Genomic DNA, 15,321 nt, shown 5'->3' on the forward strand with positions numbered 1-15,321 from the left:
TTGGCTCTGTTCGCAGTATGCAAGCAGGTCTGAATGCGCTTTGTATATCCAGCGTCGGACGGCACCGACAAAAAGGCCCCGCATTTGCGAGGCCTTTTTCGTGGCTGATCTATAGCACCGTGCAAACGCTATTAACCGACCACCTTTGCGCAACTATGCCGCAGAGCCTGCCGCAAAACAGCCGGCACCTCAGCCGCCATTGCGACCGTCCAGCAGACGGCGCACGCCCAGCGGGTTGCTATCCTGCAGAGCCTCTGGCAGCAGCGCTGGTGGCAGATCCTGGTAGCAGACCGGGCGCAGGAAACGCAGGATCGCGGCACTGCCCACCGAGGTGGTGCGGCTATCGGAGGTCGCAGGGAAAGGCCCGCCGTGTACCATGGCCTGGCACACTTCGACACCGGTCGGGTAGCCATTGCACAGAATGCGGCCCGCCTTGCGTTCCAGCACCGGCAGCAGGCCGCGAGCCAGCTCGGTATCGGCTTCATCCAGCAGCAAGGTTGCGGTCAGCTGACCTTCCAGATGCTCCGCCACGCGGGCAAACTCATCGGTGCTGCGGCACTTGATCAACAGCGAACTGGCGCCAAAGATCTCCTCCGCCAGACGTTCATCCGCCAGAAAGGCCTCGGCACTGGTGACATAAAGCCCGGCCTGACACTGGTTCGGCCCTGCGGCCGCAATACCGACGCCGGCCTGGTTTACCGCAGCGTGCTGCTGCAGCTGATCCGTGCCCTGGCTGTAGGCCTGGTGGATACCGGGCGTCAGCATGGTCTGGGCTGCGACCTCGGCCAGCGCCGTAGCAGCGGTTTGCACGAAGGCATCCAGCGCGGCGCCTTCCTGTGCAATCACCAGCCCAGGGTTGGTACAGAACTGCCCCGCTCCCATCGCCAGCGACCCCACGAACCCCTTGGCGATGGACTCGCCGCGGGCTGCCAGCGCCGCCGGCAGCAGGAACACCGGGTTAATGCTGCTCATTTCGGCATAGACCGGAATTGGCTCGGGCCTGTTGGCGGCGATCTGCATCAGCGCGGTACCGCCGCTGCGCGAACCGGTAAAGCCCACCGCCTTGATGGCGGGATGGGCTACCAGGTTGGCACCGACTTCGGTACCGGAGCCAAACAGCAGCGAGAACACGCCCTCGGGCAGTCCTGCGTCGGCCACTGCCTGCTGAATCGCACGCCCCACCAGCTCGGAAGTACCAGGGTGCGCCGAGTGCGCCTTCACCACCACCGGGCAACCGGCCGCCAGGGCAGAAGCCGTATCCCCCCCTGCCACCGAGAACGCCAGCGGGAAGTTGCTGGCACCGAACACCGCCACAGGGCCCAGCGCAATCTGGCGCTGACGCAGGTCGGCACGGGGCAAGGGCGCACGTTCAGGCATGGCAGGATCAAGGCGAACATCCAGCCAGTTGCCGGAGCGCACAACGGCGGCAAACAGCCGCAGCTGACCCATAGTACGACCACGCTCACCTTCAAGCCGAGCCCGCGGCAGGCCGGATTCGGCCATGGCACGCACAATCAGATCGTCGCCCAGCGCCAGTATGTTTTCGGCAATGGTTTCGAGGAAAGCAGCACGTGCCTCAAGCCCGGTTTCACGGAAGCTATCGAACGCCTCAGCCGCCAGCGCGCAGGCCTGGTCGACGTCAGCCTGAGCGCCGCCGGCAAAGGCCGGCTCCAGCGCCTCACCGGTCGCCGGGTTGATACCCCGGATCACACGACCCTGGCCGCGTACAGCACGGGCTCCGATCAGCATTTCACCTTTAATCTGCATAATTATCCCCTTGAGATTGTCGATGGGCGCCCCCGCGGATGCACGGATACACCCCAGCAAGCAATTAAATCGCCGGTAAAAGATGGCAGCAGGCATTACTGCAGGGTGTTTTCCACCCCGCCGAAACTTTAAATATTCAGTCGAACGACTGGTTTTTTTTGTACTTCTCGTACAAATGAAATGCGCGGAATAAATGCTGATGCATTGCCGCACGCGCCGCCTCGCCATTCTGAGCCTTTATGGCCTCGAATATTTCCACGTGCTCATCTTCCACCCGCCTCAGATAAGTATCTGAAGCTACAGGGTCGATATTGGCGTTAATGATTTTTGTTCTGGGGATAATGTTCTTGTTGAACTGCTCGTAAAAACTCTGAATAAACGGGTTTTTACTGGCAATGGCGATACTGAGGTGAAACTCATAATCTTCTTTTCGCGCCTGCTTGTGCTGGGCACGTGCCTCGTGAAAGGCGTTCAGGCTGTTTTCCAGCCGTACCATATCGTCGTCATCACGCCGCAGGGCGGCGAATTCCGCCGCTGCGGCTTCCACTACCAGACGCAGTTCCAGGATATGCAGGATATCCTCGATCGCGGTTGGATTGATGGTGTGGGCGTAAAAAGTCTCCGCCAACACATTACGCACGACGGTGGTGCCTACGCCCCTCTTGGTCTCGACGAGACCGAGTGACTTCAGCTGCGTGATAGCTTCACGAATAACGGTACGACTGACACCGAACATTTCACAGAGATTACCTTCGGTCGGCAGTTTCTGGCCGATATCGATGTGCCCCTGGGTGACCATTTTTTCCAGCTGTTCGGCCACGTGGCTCGACAGACTGCCACGCTGACGCACGGGTTCAATCTGAAAAGTGTCACTGCCGCCTGCTGGCTTTTGCATGGTCATAGCTATATCCGGTGTCATTCAAGGAAAGAAGTATCGCCTTATTATCCCCGATTCATCCGCTAACGGACAAGCGACGGTTTCTTGGCATCGAATTGCCAGCCAGGAATCAGGTATTGCATGGCCATGGCATCGTCGCGCTGACCGACGTCGAGGCTTTTATAGAGCCTGTGTGCCTCTTCCAGCTTGGCTCTGTCCAGCTCGATCCCCAAACCCGGCTTTTGCGGCACCCGCAGCTTGCCGTCGCGAATCTGCAGCGGCTCGCGGGTTATGCGCTGTCCGTCCTGCCAGATCCAGTGGCTATCGATCGCGGTGATCTCACCCGGGCAGGCCGCGGCAACATGGGTCATCATGGCCAGGGAAATATCGAAATGGTTGTTGCTGTGCGAACCCCAGGTCAGACCCCACTCGTGGCACAGCTCGCCCACGGCGACGGCGCCCTGCATGGTCCAGAAATGGCAGTCCGCCAGCGGAATATCAACAGAGTCCAGACGCACGGCATTGCGCAGCTGCTGCCAGTCGGTGGCAATCATGTTGGTGGCGGTCTTCAGGCCCGTCTGGCGCTTGAATTCCGACATGATTTCACGGCCCGACCAGGCGCCTTCCTGACCGCAGGGATCTTCGGCGTAGCTGAGCATGTGCTTGATGGGCGTCAGGTATTCGACCGCCTGTTTCAGCGTCCAGGCACCGTTAGGGTCCAGCGTCAGGCGTGCGTCGGGGAAAACATCGTACAGGGCCGCGATGCACTCGGCCTCCTGCCGGCCATCCAGCACCCCGCCCTTGAGTTTGAAGTCACGAAAGCCGTAACGGGCGTAAGCCGCCTTGGCCAGGCTGGCAACAGCCTCGGGCGTCAGCGCCTCCTGGGTACGCACCCGATCCCAGTCGTCCTGCGGCTTGTCGCAGACTGGGTAGGGTAAATCCGTCTTCTTCGGATCGCCCAGCAAAAACAGGTAGCCCAGCACTTCAACTTCATCTCGCTGCTTGCCAAACTGCCCCAGCAGATCCGCTACGGGCAGATCCATCGCCTGGCCGGCCAGATCCAGCAATGCCGATTCAATACCGGTGATCACATGCACGGCGGTGCGCAGGTCGAAGGTCTGGTTGCCGCGTACATCTTCCGCCTGACCCGAGGTGGCCTGGCGCACACGACTGATAATGGCCTTGTAATGACCCACGCTCTGGCCTTCCACCAGCTCGCGGCATTTTTCCAGCGTATTCAGGATACCCTGGGTGGCCGGCACTTCGCCCAGACCGATACGGCCCGCGGTATCTTCCAGAATCACCACGCTGCGGATAAACCAGGGCGCATGACCACCACTGAGATTCAGCAGAAAGCCGTCGTAACCGGCGACCGGCACCACGGTCATTTTTTTAATGGTGGTGAACATAGTGTCTCCTCATTCGTAAACCAGCGGCCAGATAACAGCATTTACGCTGTCACCCAGCCTCCGGGGTGCCTGGGTTTAGCGGCAGGCGCTGATAAGAGCGGCCAACTCTTCCTTCTCCGCCGCGCTCGGCATGGTCAGCGGTGCGCGCACATCGCCGGCAGGACGCCCAACGATGTCGGCACCGGCCTTGATCAGGCTGACGGCATAGCCTTTCTTGCGATCACGCAGACGGCAGAACGGAATAAAGAAATTCTTGATGATGGCCGTGACCGTAGCCTGATCACCGCCACGCAGGGCGTTGTAGAACTTCATGGTCATCTCGGGCATAAAGTTGAACACCGCCGACGAATAGGTGTTTACACCGATCGACAGGTAGGCTTCGGCAAAAATTTCGGCGGTCGGTACACCACCGATGTACACCAGGCGGTCGCCCACGGTCTTGATGGTGTCATTCAGTGCGGCTATATCACCGACACCGTCTTTGAGGCCTACCAGGTTCGGACAGGCCCCGGCCAGCAGCTTGACGCTTTCGGCATCCAGCACGCCATTGCCGCGGTTGTAGTAAACCACCTGCAGCTTGGTGCTGTTGATCACGGTCTTGGCGTATTCAACCACACCATCCGCCGGGCATTCGGTCAGGTACGGGGGCATCAGCAGAATGCCGTCGATACCGGCTGCTTCAGCCGCCTTGCAGTAGGCCTGTGCTTCCGGAATGCTCTTGCCGGCACTGGCGATCACGGGAACACGACCCGCCACTGTATCAACCGCTATCTGGCAGATGTTTTTGTACTCATCCATGGACAGCGAAAAGAACTCCCCGGTACCACCGGCGACAAAGACACTGGATACACCCTGCTGCACGAACCATTCGATACGTTCACGGTATGTTGCAGCATCAAACTTGCCGTTGGCATCCAGATCAGTAATCGGGAAGGAGAGCAGACCATCGCTCAGGGACTGACGGATACGTTCTACAGATAACGCCATTGTGTTGATCCTCATCATTCATTAAAGCCGCAGCAGGGCCTTCAGCAAAGTCATCCAAACCAGGGCAGAGCAACCTGCCCCCGAACTGCAGGCTGCAGCGGCGGGAGTCGTGGCCAGCACCCGGTTAAGCCACAAGGCCGCCAAAGCGCGCCTTAATCGTCATTCATCATACATCATACTTTTAAAGGCGCAAGCCTTAAATCGACTGATTCGCGTACAAAATACCGAGCATTGAAAACCGCAGGAAAAGCCGGACAGCAGAGCATCTACAGCCCACGCGCCACGGCACTCAAGGCCTGCGTACAACAGCCTCGAAAGGCAAGGTGCCGGCCTCAGGTCACAGGGGCAGGGTTAAACAGCACCAGATCGTTGTGCAGCCCCAGGCGGTCGGCTGCAACCAATTGACGGCCGCTGGCCACCTCCAGGATCAGGTGGAACAGCTCCCAGCCCACATCCTCGATGGTGGCCTCCCCGGTGGCGATACGTCCGGCATCAAGGTCAATCAGGTCGTGCCAGCGGCGGCTCAGGGTCTTGTTGGTAGAGACCTTGATGACCGGCGCCATCGACAGGCCATAGGGGGTGCCCCGCCCGGTGGTGAAGACCTGCAGGTTCATCCCGGCGGCCAGCTGCAGCGTGCCGCAGATAAAGTCGCTGGCCGGGGTCGCGGCGAAATTCAGGCCGCGCTTGCGGACCCGCTCACCCGGCTCCACCACATCGACAATAGCGCTGGTACCCGACTTGATAATGGAACCCAGCGCCTTCTCGACGATATTGCTCAAGCCGCCCTTCTTGTTGCCAGGCGTCGTATTGGCACTGCGATCCACCTGCCCCAGGCTCAGGTAGTTGTCATACCAGTCCATCTGGTCAATCAGCGCCTGGGCCACCTCCGGGCTCTTGGCGCGGGAGGTCAGCAGATGAATCGCATCGCGCACCTCGGTGACCTCGGAGAACATCACGGTACCGCCGGCCCGCACGATCAGATCGGCGGCAAAGCCCAGCGCCGGATTGGCGGTAACGCCGGAGAAGGCATCACTGCCGCCGCACTGCATGCCCACTACCAGCTCCGAGGCCGGGCAGGTTTCGCGGGTGCGCCTATTAAGTTTTTCCAGATGGTATTCAGCCAGTTGCAGAATACCGTCCACCATCTCGCCAAAGCCGTTAAAGGCCTCGTCCTGCAGACTCAGGATCGGCGACGGTCGGATTTCGGTGGCCTCGGCGGCGTTTTCAGCCAGGCGCAACACCTGCTCCTCCGGGATCAAGCGTGTGGGCAGCAGCTTCTCGCAGCCCAGGCCAATCACCATCACTTCACCGCCGAAATTGGGGTTGCGGGCTATATTCTGCAGCGTGCGAATCGGCACTATGGCCGCCGGGGCATTGATCGCCACGCCGCAGCCGTAGCTGTGATTCAGGGCCACAACATCGTCAACATTGGGGTAACGCGGCAGCAGCTCCTGCTTGATCCGGCGCACCACGTGATCGGTAACACCGGCCACGCACTGCACGCTGGTCGAGAGTGCCAGCACGTTCTTGGTGCCAACGGTGCCATCGGCATTGCGATAGCCCTCAAAGCTATAGCCCTGCAATGGCGGCAGCTCAGGCGCCGGCCGCACCTCGGTGGACAGCTCGCTCAGCAGGCGTGCATCCGGCATGCGCACCATGCTTTCGTTGATCCAGCGGCCGCGGGCTATAGGCTCCAGCGCATAGCCAATCACTTCGCCGTAACGCACAACGGTGCTTTCGGCCGCGATATCACACAGCGCCACCTTGTGACCCAGGGGTACATCGTCCAGCAGCCGCGTACCCTCATCCAGCAAGGTTCCGGCTTTCAGACCACCGGCATTGGCAACGATGACCACATTGTCGGCCTCGTGCATGCGAATGGTGATAGCGGTTTCGTTTGGTGTATTCATGGCACCCTCAAACAGATCGAAGTGCCTGCCGGGGCGTTGCGCCCCGCCAGGCCAGAGGAAAAATCAGACTTCAGCAAGCCGGGCCTTGTTGTCGCGCCGCGCCTTGAGCGCCAGAAAGACAGAAAACAGCACTGAAGCCAGAATCATCAACCAGAGCACAATCGCGATCGGACTCTTGGTAAAGAAGATACTCAGGGTGCCGAAGGACTCCAGACTCTTGACGAAGTACACCTCGGCCGAGCCGCCCAGGATAAAACCGATGACCAGCGGTGCGACCTCGATACCGATTTTCTGCGCCACAAAGCCCACCAGGCCGAAGATCAGCAGCGTCCAGACATCGAACATGATGCCGTAGTTGATCGCATAGGCGCCGACCACACACATCATGATGATGATCGGATAGAGGATGTACTTGGGCACCATCACGACCTTGGCAATATGCTTGATGGCAAAGAACATGACCCCGAACATCACCAGGTTGGCAAACACCAGACCGATCATCATCGAATACCAGGTATCCAGGTTTTCAGCGATGAACAAAGGCCCGACCTGCAGCCCCTGCAGGGTGAATGCTCCGATCAGCACCGCCGTAGTACTGTCGCCGGGAATGCCCAGGGACAGCAGCGGTATCAGGGCACCGCCGGTCAGGGCGTTGTTGGACGACTCGGACGCGATCAGCCCCTCGGGGGCGCCCTTGCCCATTTTCGACGGATCCTTGGAGAAGTTTTTCTGCTGCGTATAGGCCAGCACCGAAGCCGCACTGCCACCGATACCCGGCAGCATGCCGACAAAGGTGCCGATGGACGACGAACGGAGCAAATTGACCCACTGGCCACGAAACACATCGAGTTTGAAGGGCGTGCCATTTTCCAGCTGAATGCGATTCGCGCCGTGCTCTTCCTTGATGCCCTTCTCGGCCTCCTGAAAGATGGTCGCCAGACCAAACAGGCCGATCAGCACCGGCAACAGCGCAAAGCCCTCTTCCAGGTAAGGCACCATGAAGTCGGCCATCAGGCGGTATTCGCCATTGCCACCGACACCCACATCGTAGGTACCGATCAGACTGAGAAATACGCCGATCAGGCCGCTGAAGATGCCGATCAGCATGTTCTTGGAGAGCGACGCAATCACCGTCAGCGCAAAGAAGATAATCAGGAACTTCTCCACATAGGAGAACTTGATCGCAAAATCGGACAGCACCGGCGCAAACAGGAACAGAATCACGGCACTGAAGAGCCCGCCCACCAGCGACGAGACAATGCAGATCTTCAGCGCCCGCTCCGCCTCGCCCCGCTTGGCCATGGGGTGACCATCGAAGGTGGTCGTAATGGACGAGGGCGTACCGGGAATATTCAGCAGAATCGCCGGCACCAGGCCACCCGATATGCCACCCACATAGAGCCCCAGCAGCAGCGCCAGGCCTTCATGCAGCCCCAGTGAATAGGTCAGCGGCAGGCAGACGGCGACCGCCATGGTGGCGGTCATGCCCGGAATGGCACCAAAAATAATACCCACCAGCGAGCCCGCAGCCGCCAGCAGAAAATATTCGGGAGATAACAGGGAAATAAAATCCATCGCAGTGACTCCGGGGCGTTACGGCAAGGTGATATTGAACAGCGTGCCCAGTACGTACCAGGCCACGAGCGGCGCAATCAGTGCATTGGCGCTAATAACCAGCAGCACCCGGCGCGTCACTTCATGGACATACACCAGAGACAGGGAAAACATGAACGCCATGGAGCTGAACAGGAACCCGAGCCCCGTATTGGGAAAGAGCTGCCCGACATAATCCATGGCTATAAAGTACGCCACCACCAGCGCCAGGGTACTGAAAAGGCGGAACTTGTCGGCGTTTTCTTCAAAGAACGCCAGGCCTGCGCCCCGCGTCCTGACGATCTCAACAAGGCGCCCATAATTGAGCGCAACAATCAGTACCAGCATCCCGGCCAGCAAACCGAGTACAAGCCTCGGAAAAAACAGATGCGATTGATCGAAGTCGATCGAGACCTCGAGCAACGAAGTGAGTGTCTGGCTCATAACTGCACCGAACGGTTAAGTGAGGGTAATGGCCCTACTAGCATATAGCGGCCACCACCCCCGTCATGGGGAAGAAGAGCCGCTCTGAATGCGAACGGCTCTGGTATTGCTGTCGCCCGCCTGGACCTTAGCCGTTGATGGCCTTGATCACCTTGGAGATACGGTCGTTTTTCTCTTTCAGGTAGATCTGAGCTTCGCTGGAGGGCTTGAAGTTCGGAATGAAGAAGGATTTCTTCTGCACTTCCTGGATTTTGCCTTCGGCGTAAATCTCGCCCAGCGCCTTGTCGATCGCGGCAACGAAGGCAGGATCGATATCCTTGTTGTAGATAAAGAAGAACTCCTTGTCGAAGGTGAAGTCCTGACCTTCTTCCATCGGCACCTTGACGTTAGGTTCGACGAAGCTCAGCAGATCATTGCGGCTGGTCTTACCCATACCTTCCTCGTGGGCCTGCTGGATGGTCTGCTCACGCGCGGTCAGCCAGACAAAGCTCATCGCTTTCTGGTCGTCCGCAGGCAAACGGGTGTACTGCTCGTTCGACTGCACACTGCCGTTGATGACATCGGCCAGACCGTCAAACATTGCCTGGTTCTTGGAATCCTGGGAGCCCGTATTGACCGGCGTGAGGTTGCCTTCCTTACCCGGGTATTTCAGCTTGACCGCATTTTTCAGCGCGCTGTAACCGATCTCCGAAACCCCGCCCGGCTGAATAGCTACGCGTACAGTCGTGCCGCTGCCCGCCGCATCGATGATCTGATCCACGCTCTGGTACGGTGAGTTCTTGCTGACCAGGTAGGCATTGCCCGGATTGATGGCGAAGGTCGGCCCCACACGGTAATTCTCAAACAGGTCTGAGTAGCCTTTCTGCTCATAGAGCACGCCCAGATAGGCCTGGTCGTGGAACACCATGATGGTGCTGCCATCGGCGCTGCGGTCACGCTCCACGGCCTTGTACGCCGAAGGCGCACCGGTTGCATCGACCTTGAAGTTGGCACCCAGCTTGGCCGACAGAGCCTCAGCCACAATGCTGCTGGACTGGTAGGTGTCACCACCGGTGGACTTGGAGCCGATGACAACGCGGATATTCGACGGAATATCGGCCGCAAAACTCTGCGCAGCCAGCGTTGCCGTGAGCGCGCATAAGCTCAGACGTAAACCTAATACTAAACCTTTCATATCTTATTATTCCTGTATGACCCGTTTTGTCTCGGACAAGTCAGCGCTCACCACGATGAACGCCCATCGTTGCTTACCCGCTCATTCGACTGTTACGCAGGACAGACAGCTACCGGAATTTTCGGTAAAGATCCAGCCCTGCAGCAGACCCAATTAATCATACATCATACATATGATTGCGCAATCATTATTTGCTGATCGACAACTGAGCCCCCACGCTTTGCGGGCCCGTGCTTCAGACAGACAGCAGCGCCGGGTCATGCCCAGTGGTGTCGTAATCAGAAGAGGTCGCGGGTATCGCAGATACGGATTCGATTCTGTTGGCCTTTCTGCTGGCCCCTGCGAGCGAAAAGCCAGACAGGCATCAACCTGATGGCGCCACCTTCCATGCATTGACGCATCCCCACACCATCATGCACTGACTCGATCGATCAATGTGAAGCCCGTATCGATACGCACCTGGGTCTGTTGATCACCCTGGTTTCGAAACCGCTCCAGCAGCACCTTTGCAATCAAGCCCCCGACGCGTTCGCCATCCAGTCTGACCGAAGACAGGGCGGGATAGAGTTGCGCCGCACTGCCCATATCGCCGAACCCCATGACGGCAAGATCTTCCGGAACCCTGAGGCCGCGTGAGGCGGCTTCAGCCAGCACCCCTTGCGCGACCGTATCCGAACTGCACACGACGACTTCAGGATTTGAGCCTGCAGAAAATAACTGACTCAGCCCTGCTCGCCCTTCTTTAAGCGTTGCCGGTGGCGTAAAGATCACCTGGGGAACCTCCGTGATACCCCTCTCACTCAACTCGCTCACAAGCCCCTTGCAACGCTTGATCCCGCGAGCATCACTTGCAGATACGACAGAAAAACGCCGGTACCCCTTGTCATGCAAGTGCCCCGCGACGGCCTTGCCGACGGCTTCGTGGGAAAATCCAACAAGGATATCAATAGGGTCTTCACAAAAATCCCATGTCTCGACCACGGGTATACCGGATGAGACGAGCCGCTGGCGAGTCAGCGCAGAGTGCTCAGTCCCCATCAGTACAATGCCATCAGGTCGACGTCCCAATATCGCGCCCAGCAATGACTCTTCCTTCTCCAGCGAGTACCCGGTCACCCCGAGGATAGATTGGTAACCGGCCTCGCCAAGCTGATCCATGAGCGCCTGAACCATGTCAGAGAAAATAGAATGCGCAATGGTGGGAACGAAAACGGCGACCAGCTTGCTCTGCTTGCTGGCCAGCCCGCCTGCCTGCATATTGGGGATATAGCCGACCAGTGCCACGGCACGCCGAACCTTCTCCAGCGTCAGATCAGACACCAGCTCCGGTCGGTTCAACGCCCGGGATACGGTAATCGGGGAAACGCCGGCCACTTTGGCCACATCGATAAGTGTTAAGCCCGATGTCGGACGGGTTTTATCAAGCGGGGCTTCAGGAGCTTTCTCTATGGATCGTCTGGGCATGGGGGAGGTGTCAGGCAGGTTTTGGCTAAAGAAAACAGGGCTCAAAGCACCACCAAACTAGTGTGGCGCAAAGTGCTCAAACCTCGGTGCCAGCCTCAATAGCAAGCCTGTCCACCGGTATGTCTTGGCTACATCGGTAATGTAGCGGCACTATGACCGCAAATAATCATACATCGTACAAAATAAGATGCACACCCCTCTTACCTCTATCAGGAATGGCCGGACACGGCCGCGAAGGGAGCACAAAATGATGCCAGTGCCATTCACGAGTACAAGGCACCAATAGCGGATACAACCAGACATGCAACAGGGAGGGCCTGGATGAGAACAGCTCATCCAGGGCGCCGTATACCGCAGTCCCGTCTAACGCAGTGCCTGACCCTGCTCCATCATTTCAGCGAAGGGATTTTCTTCACGCAGCGCATCGATAAACCAGTGCAGTGCTCGGCCCTGGTTACTGCTGTGCCAGGCCAGGTGATGGGTATGGTCGGTGCGCGTGATATCAACCTCGATCTCCACCAGCTCCCCCCGTGCCAGGTAGGGCGCGGCACGAAAGCGCGGCAGAAAACCGATACCCAGGCCTGCCAGATGGGCCTTGAGCTTGGCATCGGTATCCGGCACAAAAATGCGCGGCTGACTTTCCAGCAGACCATAGGTCAGGGCCGGCAGGCGGCGGGAGCTGTCGGGAATGACCACCGAGGTGAAGCGACGCAGTGACTCCCGCTTGACCGGCTGTTCCAGCTGACAGACCGGATGCTCCGGTGCCGCCACATAGCAGAAGGCGTTGTCCGTCATCAGTGGCAGCGGCAGCAGATCGTAGGAGCGCCCCTCAGGCGGCAGGCCCGGCGCGCCTATCACCAGATCAGCGCGGCCATCGTGCAGGCAGTCCCAGGTACCCGCCAGGGTTTCGTAGCGCAGCAATATGTGAATATCGGGCTGTACCTGCTGAAAGCGTTTCACCAGGGGATAGATCACTTCAACCGGAAAGAGCGCATTGATGGCAATGGTCAGCTGCGCTTCCCAGCCATGGGCCATACGCTGCGCCATCTCGGACAGCGACTCGGTGGCCTGCAGAATCTGTCGCCCATGCTGCAACAGCATGCGCCCCACCGGCGTCAGCACCATGCGCCGGCCGCGCTTTTCAAACACCTTGATGCGGTGCTCTTCCTCGAGTTTCTGCACCGTATAGGTGATGGCCGAGGGCACCCGAAACAGCGCTTCAGCGGCGGCGGCAAAACTGCCGTGACGATCGATGGCATCCAGCACCTTGAGTGCATCCAGGGATATCTGCGCCGGCATCCGCCGCTCCTGCGTAATGAATTATTCCAGAACCTATGATTCTAAACGACTAGACACCAGAATAAATGCCAAAATAGATGCCACTGTGCCCAGAGATTGAATAGATATGCTCAAGCTATTTACCGGCTCCCCCGCTACCCGGCTGGCCCAGGCAATCGAACGCGATGATGCCGATGGCCTGGCCAAGCTGCTGCGCAAGGCAACCCCGGCGCTGCTGTCAGAGCCTGTGGATAGCGGCCACCTGGCAACGGAACTGGCGATAGACGCACAAAGTCCCAAACTGCTGACGCTGCTGCTAAATGCAGGCTGCGATGCCAATGCCGTCGGCGCCCAGGGCCTGCCACTGAGCTGGCGCAGCCTGACAACCCATGGCCTGGCGGGCAAAAGCCTGGAGTTGCTCGCAGCCCTCCTGCGCGCAGGTGCCGACCCCAACAGCATTAATGATGCCGGTACGCCCTTGTTGCACGCCAGCTTTGCGCACTGCGAACCGGTCCGGCTGATGCTGCACCTCAGTCGCCTGCTGGAAGCCGGAGCCCGCATCGATAGCCTGGATGGCGCTGGAGACAGCATCCTGCTGCTGGCGTTGCGCAGCGACAGACGCGAGCTGATCCAGTTTCTGATTCACTCAGGCGCCCTCTTGCCGGACAGCCTCACAGCAGACATCAGCGAGGAGACGCAGCGCTATGCCCAGCGCTGCCAGCAGGATTACCGCATCCGCCAGCAATTTCTCGGCGCCTGAAACCCCGGCAGCCTGTCGGACTGAACACTGATCTACCGCGACCAAGCCCGACAGGCTGCTAGCCGCCCACATCCAGACCGCCCAAGGCCAACAATAATGAAATCAAAAGTTCTGATCATTCACACCGGCGGCACTATCGGCATGCACCCCTCGGATCAGGGCTATGTCCCGGTGCCGGGTTTTAACGAACTGCTGCAGCAAAAGCTCAGCAAGCAGGCGCAACAGAACCTGCCGCATTTTGAAATACTGGAATTCGCCCAGCTGATCGATAGCTCCAACATCCAGCCATCCGACTGGACCCGCCTGGGCAAAACCCTGATGGAGCATTACGACGACTACAAGGGTTTCGTGGTGCTGCACGGCACCGATACCATGGCCTACACGGCGTCCGCGCTGTCGTTCATCCTGCAGGGTCTGGACAAGCCGGTGATCCTGACCGGCTCACAGATTCCGCTGATCGAGCCACGCAACGATGCCCTGGACAACCTCATCACGGCGCTGATTCTGGCCGGTAATTATGCGGTGCCCGAAGTCTGCATTTACTTCAATGGCCGACTGCTGCGGGGCAACCGCGCCTGCAAGCTGCGCGCGACTGGATTCGATGCCTTCGATACGCCCAACTGCCCCTGGCTTGGCCAGGCCGGCATCCATATAGAGCTGCAGGAACACCTGCTACTCGAACGCGGCGCACCGCGCTTTGAAGCACCGCATTTCGACCCCGGCGCCGTCTCGCTGCTGCATCTGTATCCCGGCATGCCGGGGCGCATCGCCGCCCAGCTGCTGGAGGATTCGCAACTCAAGGGGCTGCTGATCCGCAGTTTTGGCGTCGGCAACCCGCCCGATGAAAACCGTGAACTGATGCAGGCACTGGAACAGGCCTCGGCCCGAGGCCAGGTGGTAGTCAACCTGACCCAGTGCCTGCAGGGCAAGGTCAGCCAGGGCGCCTATGCCACCGGTGGCAAGCTGAATGATATAGGCGTAGTGCCGGGCAGCGATCTCACCGTAGAGGCGGCCTTCACCAAGCTGCATTTTCTTGTCGCCACCGGGGAGTCGCCCATACGGATACGCGAGCTGATGCAAACATCCATCTGTGGCGAGCAAAGCTGATCCAGCAACACAGGGCAAGACTCAGAGCCTGGCCAGCGGCTCTGGCTCTGGCTCTGGCTCAGCCTGCACTCTGTCTCCCACCCGGATGCGTCCACCTTCGATAATGCGCACGCAGAGCCCGCCTATACCGCGCATGGCGTTAAAACCACCGGGCCCCAGCACCGCTTCCATGCGCGAACAGGGGTGACACTGCCCCGCCCCCTCCAGCAGCACCTCGCCGATGCGAAAGCGCCGCCCGCTGAGGGCATGCAGGCTGATGCCACGCACCAGCAGATTACGCCGCAGCAACGCAGGATCCAGCGATTCCCTGTGCAACAGGGACGCCAGCACCGCCAGGTGCTCAGCCTGAAACAGAGTGATCTGACGCTTGCTGTCGACCCGACCGCTAAAGCGATCACCCAGCAAGCCCTGCCCCAGCTCTACGCTGGCCTCAGTAACGCTTTGCATGGGCTCTTGCCGGGAAGGCCGCAGCAGTATCTGCTCCAGCACACCGCACTGGGGTAATGTGCCCAGCAGTTTCGCCATCTGACCTCGCATTCGCCTGCCTCCTG

13 protein-coding genes are annotated in these 15,321 nt (G+C 59.2%); 2 read left to right on the forward strand and 11 right to left on the reverse strand.

Going from position 1 to position 15,321, the window contains the following annotated elements:
- Positions 1-189: 189 nt before the first annotated feature.
- From A8C75_RS18990 to A8C75_RS19035, 10 genes are all read right to left on the reverse strand, one after another.
- Positions 190-1,767: an aldehyde dehydrogenase (NADP(+)) gene (locus tag A8C75_RS18990; RefSeq protein WP_067385881.1), complete on the reverse strand. Its 1,578-nt coding sequence runs from the start codon at positions 1,765-1,767 to the stop codon at positions 190-192.
- Between the two features lie 136 nt (positions 1,768-1,903).
- Complete coding sequence (locus A8C75_RS18995; RefSeq protein ID WP_067385884.1) at positions 1,904-2,668, reverse strand: FadR/GntR family transcriptional regulator; 765 nt, start codon at positions 2,666-2,668, stop codon at positions 1,904-1,906.
- 59 nt (positions 2,669-2,727) lie between these two features.
- Positions 2,728-4,053: an enolase C-terminal domain-like protein gene (locus tag A8C75_RS19000; RefSeq protein WP_067385886.1), complete on the reverse strand. Its 1,326-nt coding sequence runs from the start codon at positions 4,051-4,053 to the stop codon at positions 2,728-2,730.
- A gap of 75 nt (positions 4,054-4,128) precedes the next feature.
- Positions 4,129-5,040 carry a 5-dehydro-4-deoxyglucarate dehydratase gene (gene kdgD, locus A8C75_RS19005; protein ID WP_067385887.1) on the reverse strand — a complete coding sequence of 304 codons (912 nt, stop codon included), beginning with the start codon at positions 5,038-5,040 and terminating at the stop codon, positions 4,129-4,131.
- Positions 5,041-5,372: 332 nt separating this feature from the next.
- Positions 5,373-6,950 carry a galactarate dehydratase gene (gene garD / locus A8C75_RS19010; protein WP_067385888.1) on the reverse strand — a complete coding sequence of 526 codons (1,578 nt, stop codon included), beginning with the start codon at positions 6,948-6,950 and terminating at the stop codon, positions 5,373-5,375.
- Between the two features lie 63 nt (positions 6,951-7,013).
- Complete coding sequence (locus A8C75_RS19015) at positions 7,014-8,525, reverse strand: tripartite tricarboxylate transporter permease (protein WP_067385889.1); 1,512 nt, start codon at positions 8,523-8,525, stop codon at positions 7,014-7,016.
- 18 nt (positions 8,526-8,543) lie between these two features.
- A complete protein-coding gene (locus A8C75_RS19020) occupies positions 8,544-8,987 on the reverse strand; it encodes a tripartite tricarboxylate transporter TctB family protein (RefSeq protein WP_067385891.1) in 444 nt (147 codons plus the stop codon).
- A 127-nt stretch (positions 8,988-9,114) separates the two neighbouring features.
- Positions 9,115-10,161 carry a type 2 periplasmic-binding domain-containing protein gene (locus A8C75_RS19025; protein WP_067385892.1) on the reverse strand — a complete coding sequence of 349 codons (1,047 nt, stop codon included), beginning with the start codon at positions 10,159-10,161 and terminating at the stop codon, positions 9,115-9,117.
- Positions 10,162-10,572: 411 nt separating this feature from the next.
- Complete coding sequence (locus tag A8C75_RS19030) at positions 10,573-11,625, reverse strand: LacI family DNA-binding transcriptional regulator (protein WP_067385895.1); 1,053 nt, start codon at positions 11,623-11,625, stop codon at positions 10,573-10,575.
- Between the two features lie 363 nt (positions 11,626-11,988).
- On the reverse strand, positions 11,989-12,924 hold the full coding sequence (locus A8C75_RS19035; RefSeq protein ID WP_067293903.1) for a LysR family transcriptional regulator: 936 nt from the start codon (positions 12,922-12,924) through the stop codon (positions 11,989-11,991).
- A gap of 106 nt (positions 12,925-13,030) precedes the next feature.
- Here A8C75_RS19035 and A8C75_RS19040 point away from each other — a divergent pair, with 106 nt between their 5' ends.
- Entirely contained in the window at positions 13,031-13,663 is a 633-nt protein-coding gene (locus A8C75_RS19040; RefSeq protein ID WP_067385896.1) for an ankyrin repeat domain-containing protein, read from the forward strand.
- Between the two features lie 96 nt (positions 13,664-13,759).
- On the forward strand, positions 13,760-14,770 hold the full coding sequence (gene ansA / locus A8C75_RS19045; RefSeq protein WP_067385898.1) for an asparaginase: 1,011 nt from the start codon (positions 13,760-13,762) through the stop codon (positions 14,768-14,770).
- A 21-nt stretch (positions 14,771-14,791) separates the two neighbouring features.
- Here the strand turns inward: ansA and A8C75_RS19050 are convergent, their stop codons facing one another.
- The gene (locus tag A8C75_RS19050) at positions 14,792-15,307 is read right to left on the reverse strand and encodes an MOSC domain-containing protein (RefSeq protein ID WP_067385900.1); all 516 of its coding nucleotides are present in this window, start codon (positions 15,305-15,307) and stop codon (positions 14,792-14,794) included.
- Between the last annotated feature and the right edge of the window lie 14 nt (positions 15,308-15,321).

The sequence above is a fragment of the Marinobacterium aestuarii genome (assembly GCF_001651805.1).
Classification (GTDB): Bacteria; Pseudomonadota; Gammaproteobacteria; order Pseudomonadales; family Balneatricaceae; genus Marinobacterium_A; species Marinobacterium_A aestuarii.

What these genes read in the sequence shown, in the direction of transcription:
- A8C75_RS18990 (WP_067385881.1), bottom strand. Translation starts at nt 1,767, where the DNA reads ATGCAGATTAAAGGTGAAATGCTGATCGGAGCCCGTGCTGTACGCGGC.
- A8C75_RS19030 (WP_067385895.1), bottom strand. Translation starts at nt 11,625, where the DNA reads ATGCCCAGACGATCCATAGAGAAAGCTCCTGAAGCCCCGCTTGATAAA.
- A8C75_RS19040 (WP_067385896.1), top strand. Translation starts at nt 13,031, where the DNA reads ATGCTCAAGCTATTTACCGGCTCCCCCGCTACCCGGCTGGCCCAGGCA.
- A8C75_RS19015 (WP_067385889.1), bottom strand. Translation starts at nt 8,525, where the DNA reads ATGGATTTTATTTCCCTGTTATCTCCCGAATATTTTCTGCTGGCGGCT.
- garD (WP_067385888.1), bottom strand. Translation starts at nt 6,950, where the DNA reads ATGAATACACCAAACGAAACCGCTATCACCATTCGCATGCACGAGGCC.
- A8C75_RS19020 (WP_067385891.1), bottom strand. Translation starts at nt 8,987, where the DNA reads ATGAGCCAGACACTCACTTCGTTGCTCGAGGTCTCGATCGACTTCGAT.
- A8C75_RS19000 (WP_067385886.1), bottom strand. Translation starts at nt 4,053, where the DNA reads ATGTTCACCACCATTAAAAAAATGACCGTGGTGCCGGTCGCCGGTTAC.
- kdgD (WP_067385887.1), bottom strand. Translation starts at nt 5,040, where the DNA reads ATGGCGTTATCTGTAGAACGTATCCGTCAGTCCCTGAGCGATGGTCTG.
- A8C75_RS19025 (WP_067385892.1), bottom strand. Translation starts at nt 10,161, where the DNA reads ATGAAAGGTTTAGTATTAGGTTTACGTCTGAGCTTATGCGCGCTCACG.
- A8C75_RS18995 (WP_067385884.1), bottom strand. Translation starts at nt 2,668, where the DNA reads ATGACCATGCAAAAGCCAGCAGGCGGCAGTGACACTTTTCAGATTGAA.
- ansA (WP_067385898.1), top strand. Translation starts at nt 13,760, where the DNA reads ATGAAATCAAAAGTTCTGATCATTCACACCGGCGGCACTATCGGCATG.
- A8C75_RS19050 (WP_067385900.1), bottom strand. Translation starts at nt 15,307, where the DNA reads ATGCGAGGTCAGATGGCGAAACTGCTGGGCACATTACCCCAGTGCGGT.
- A8C75_RS19035 (WP_067293903.1), bottom strand. Translation starts at nt 12,924, where the DNA reads ATGCCGGCGCAGATATCCCTGGATGCACTCAAGGTGCTGGATGCCATC.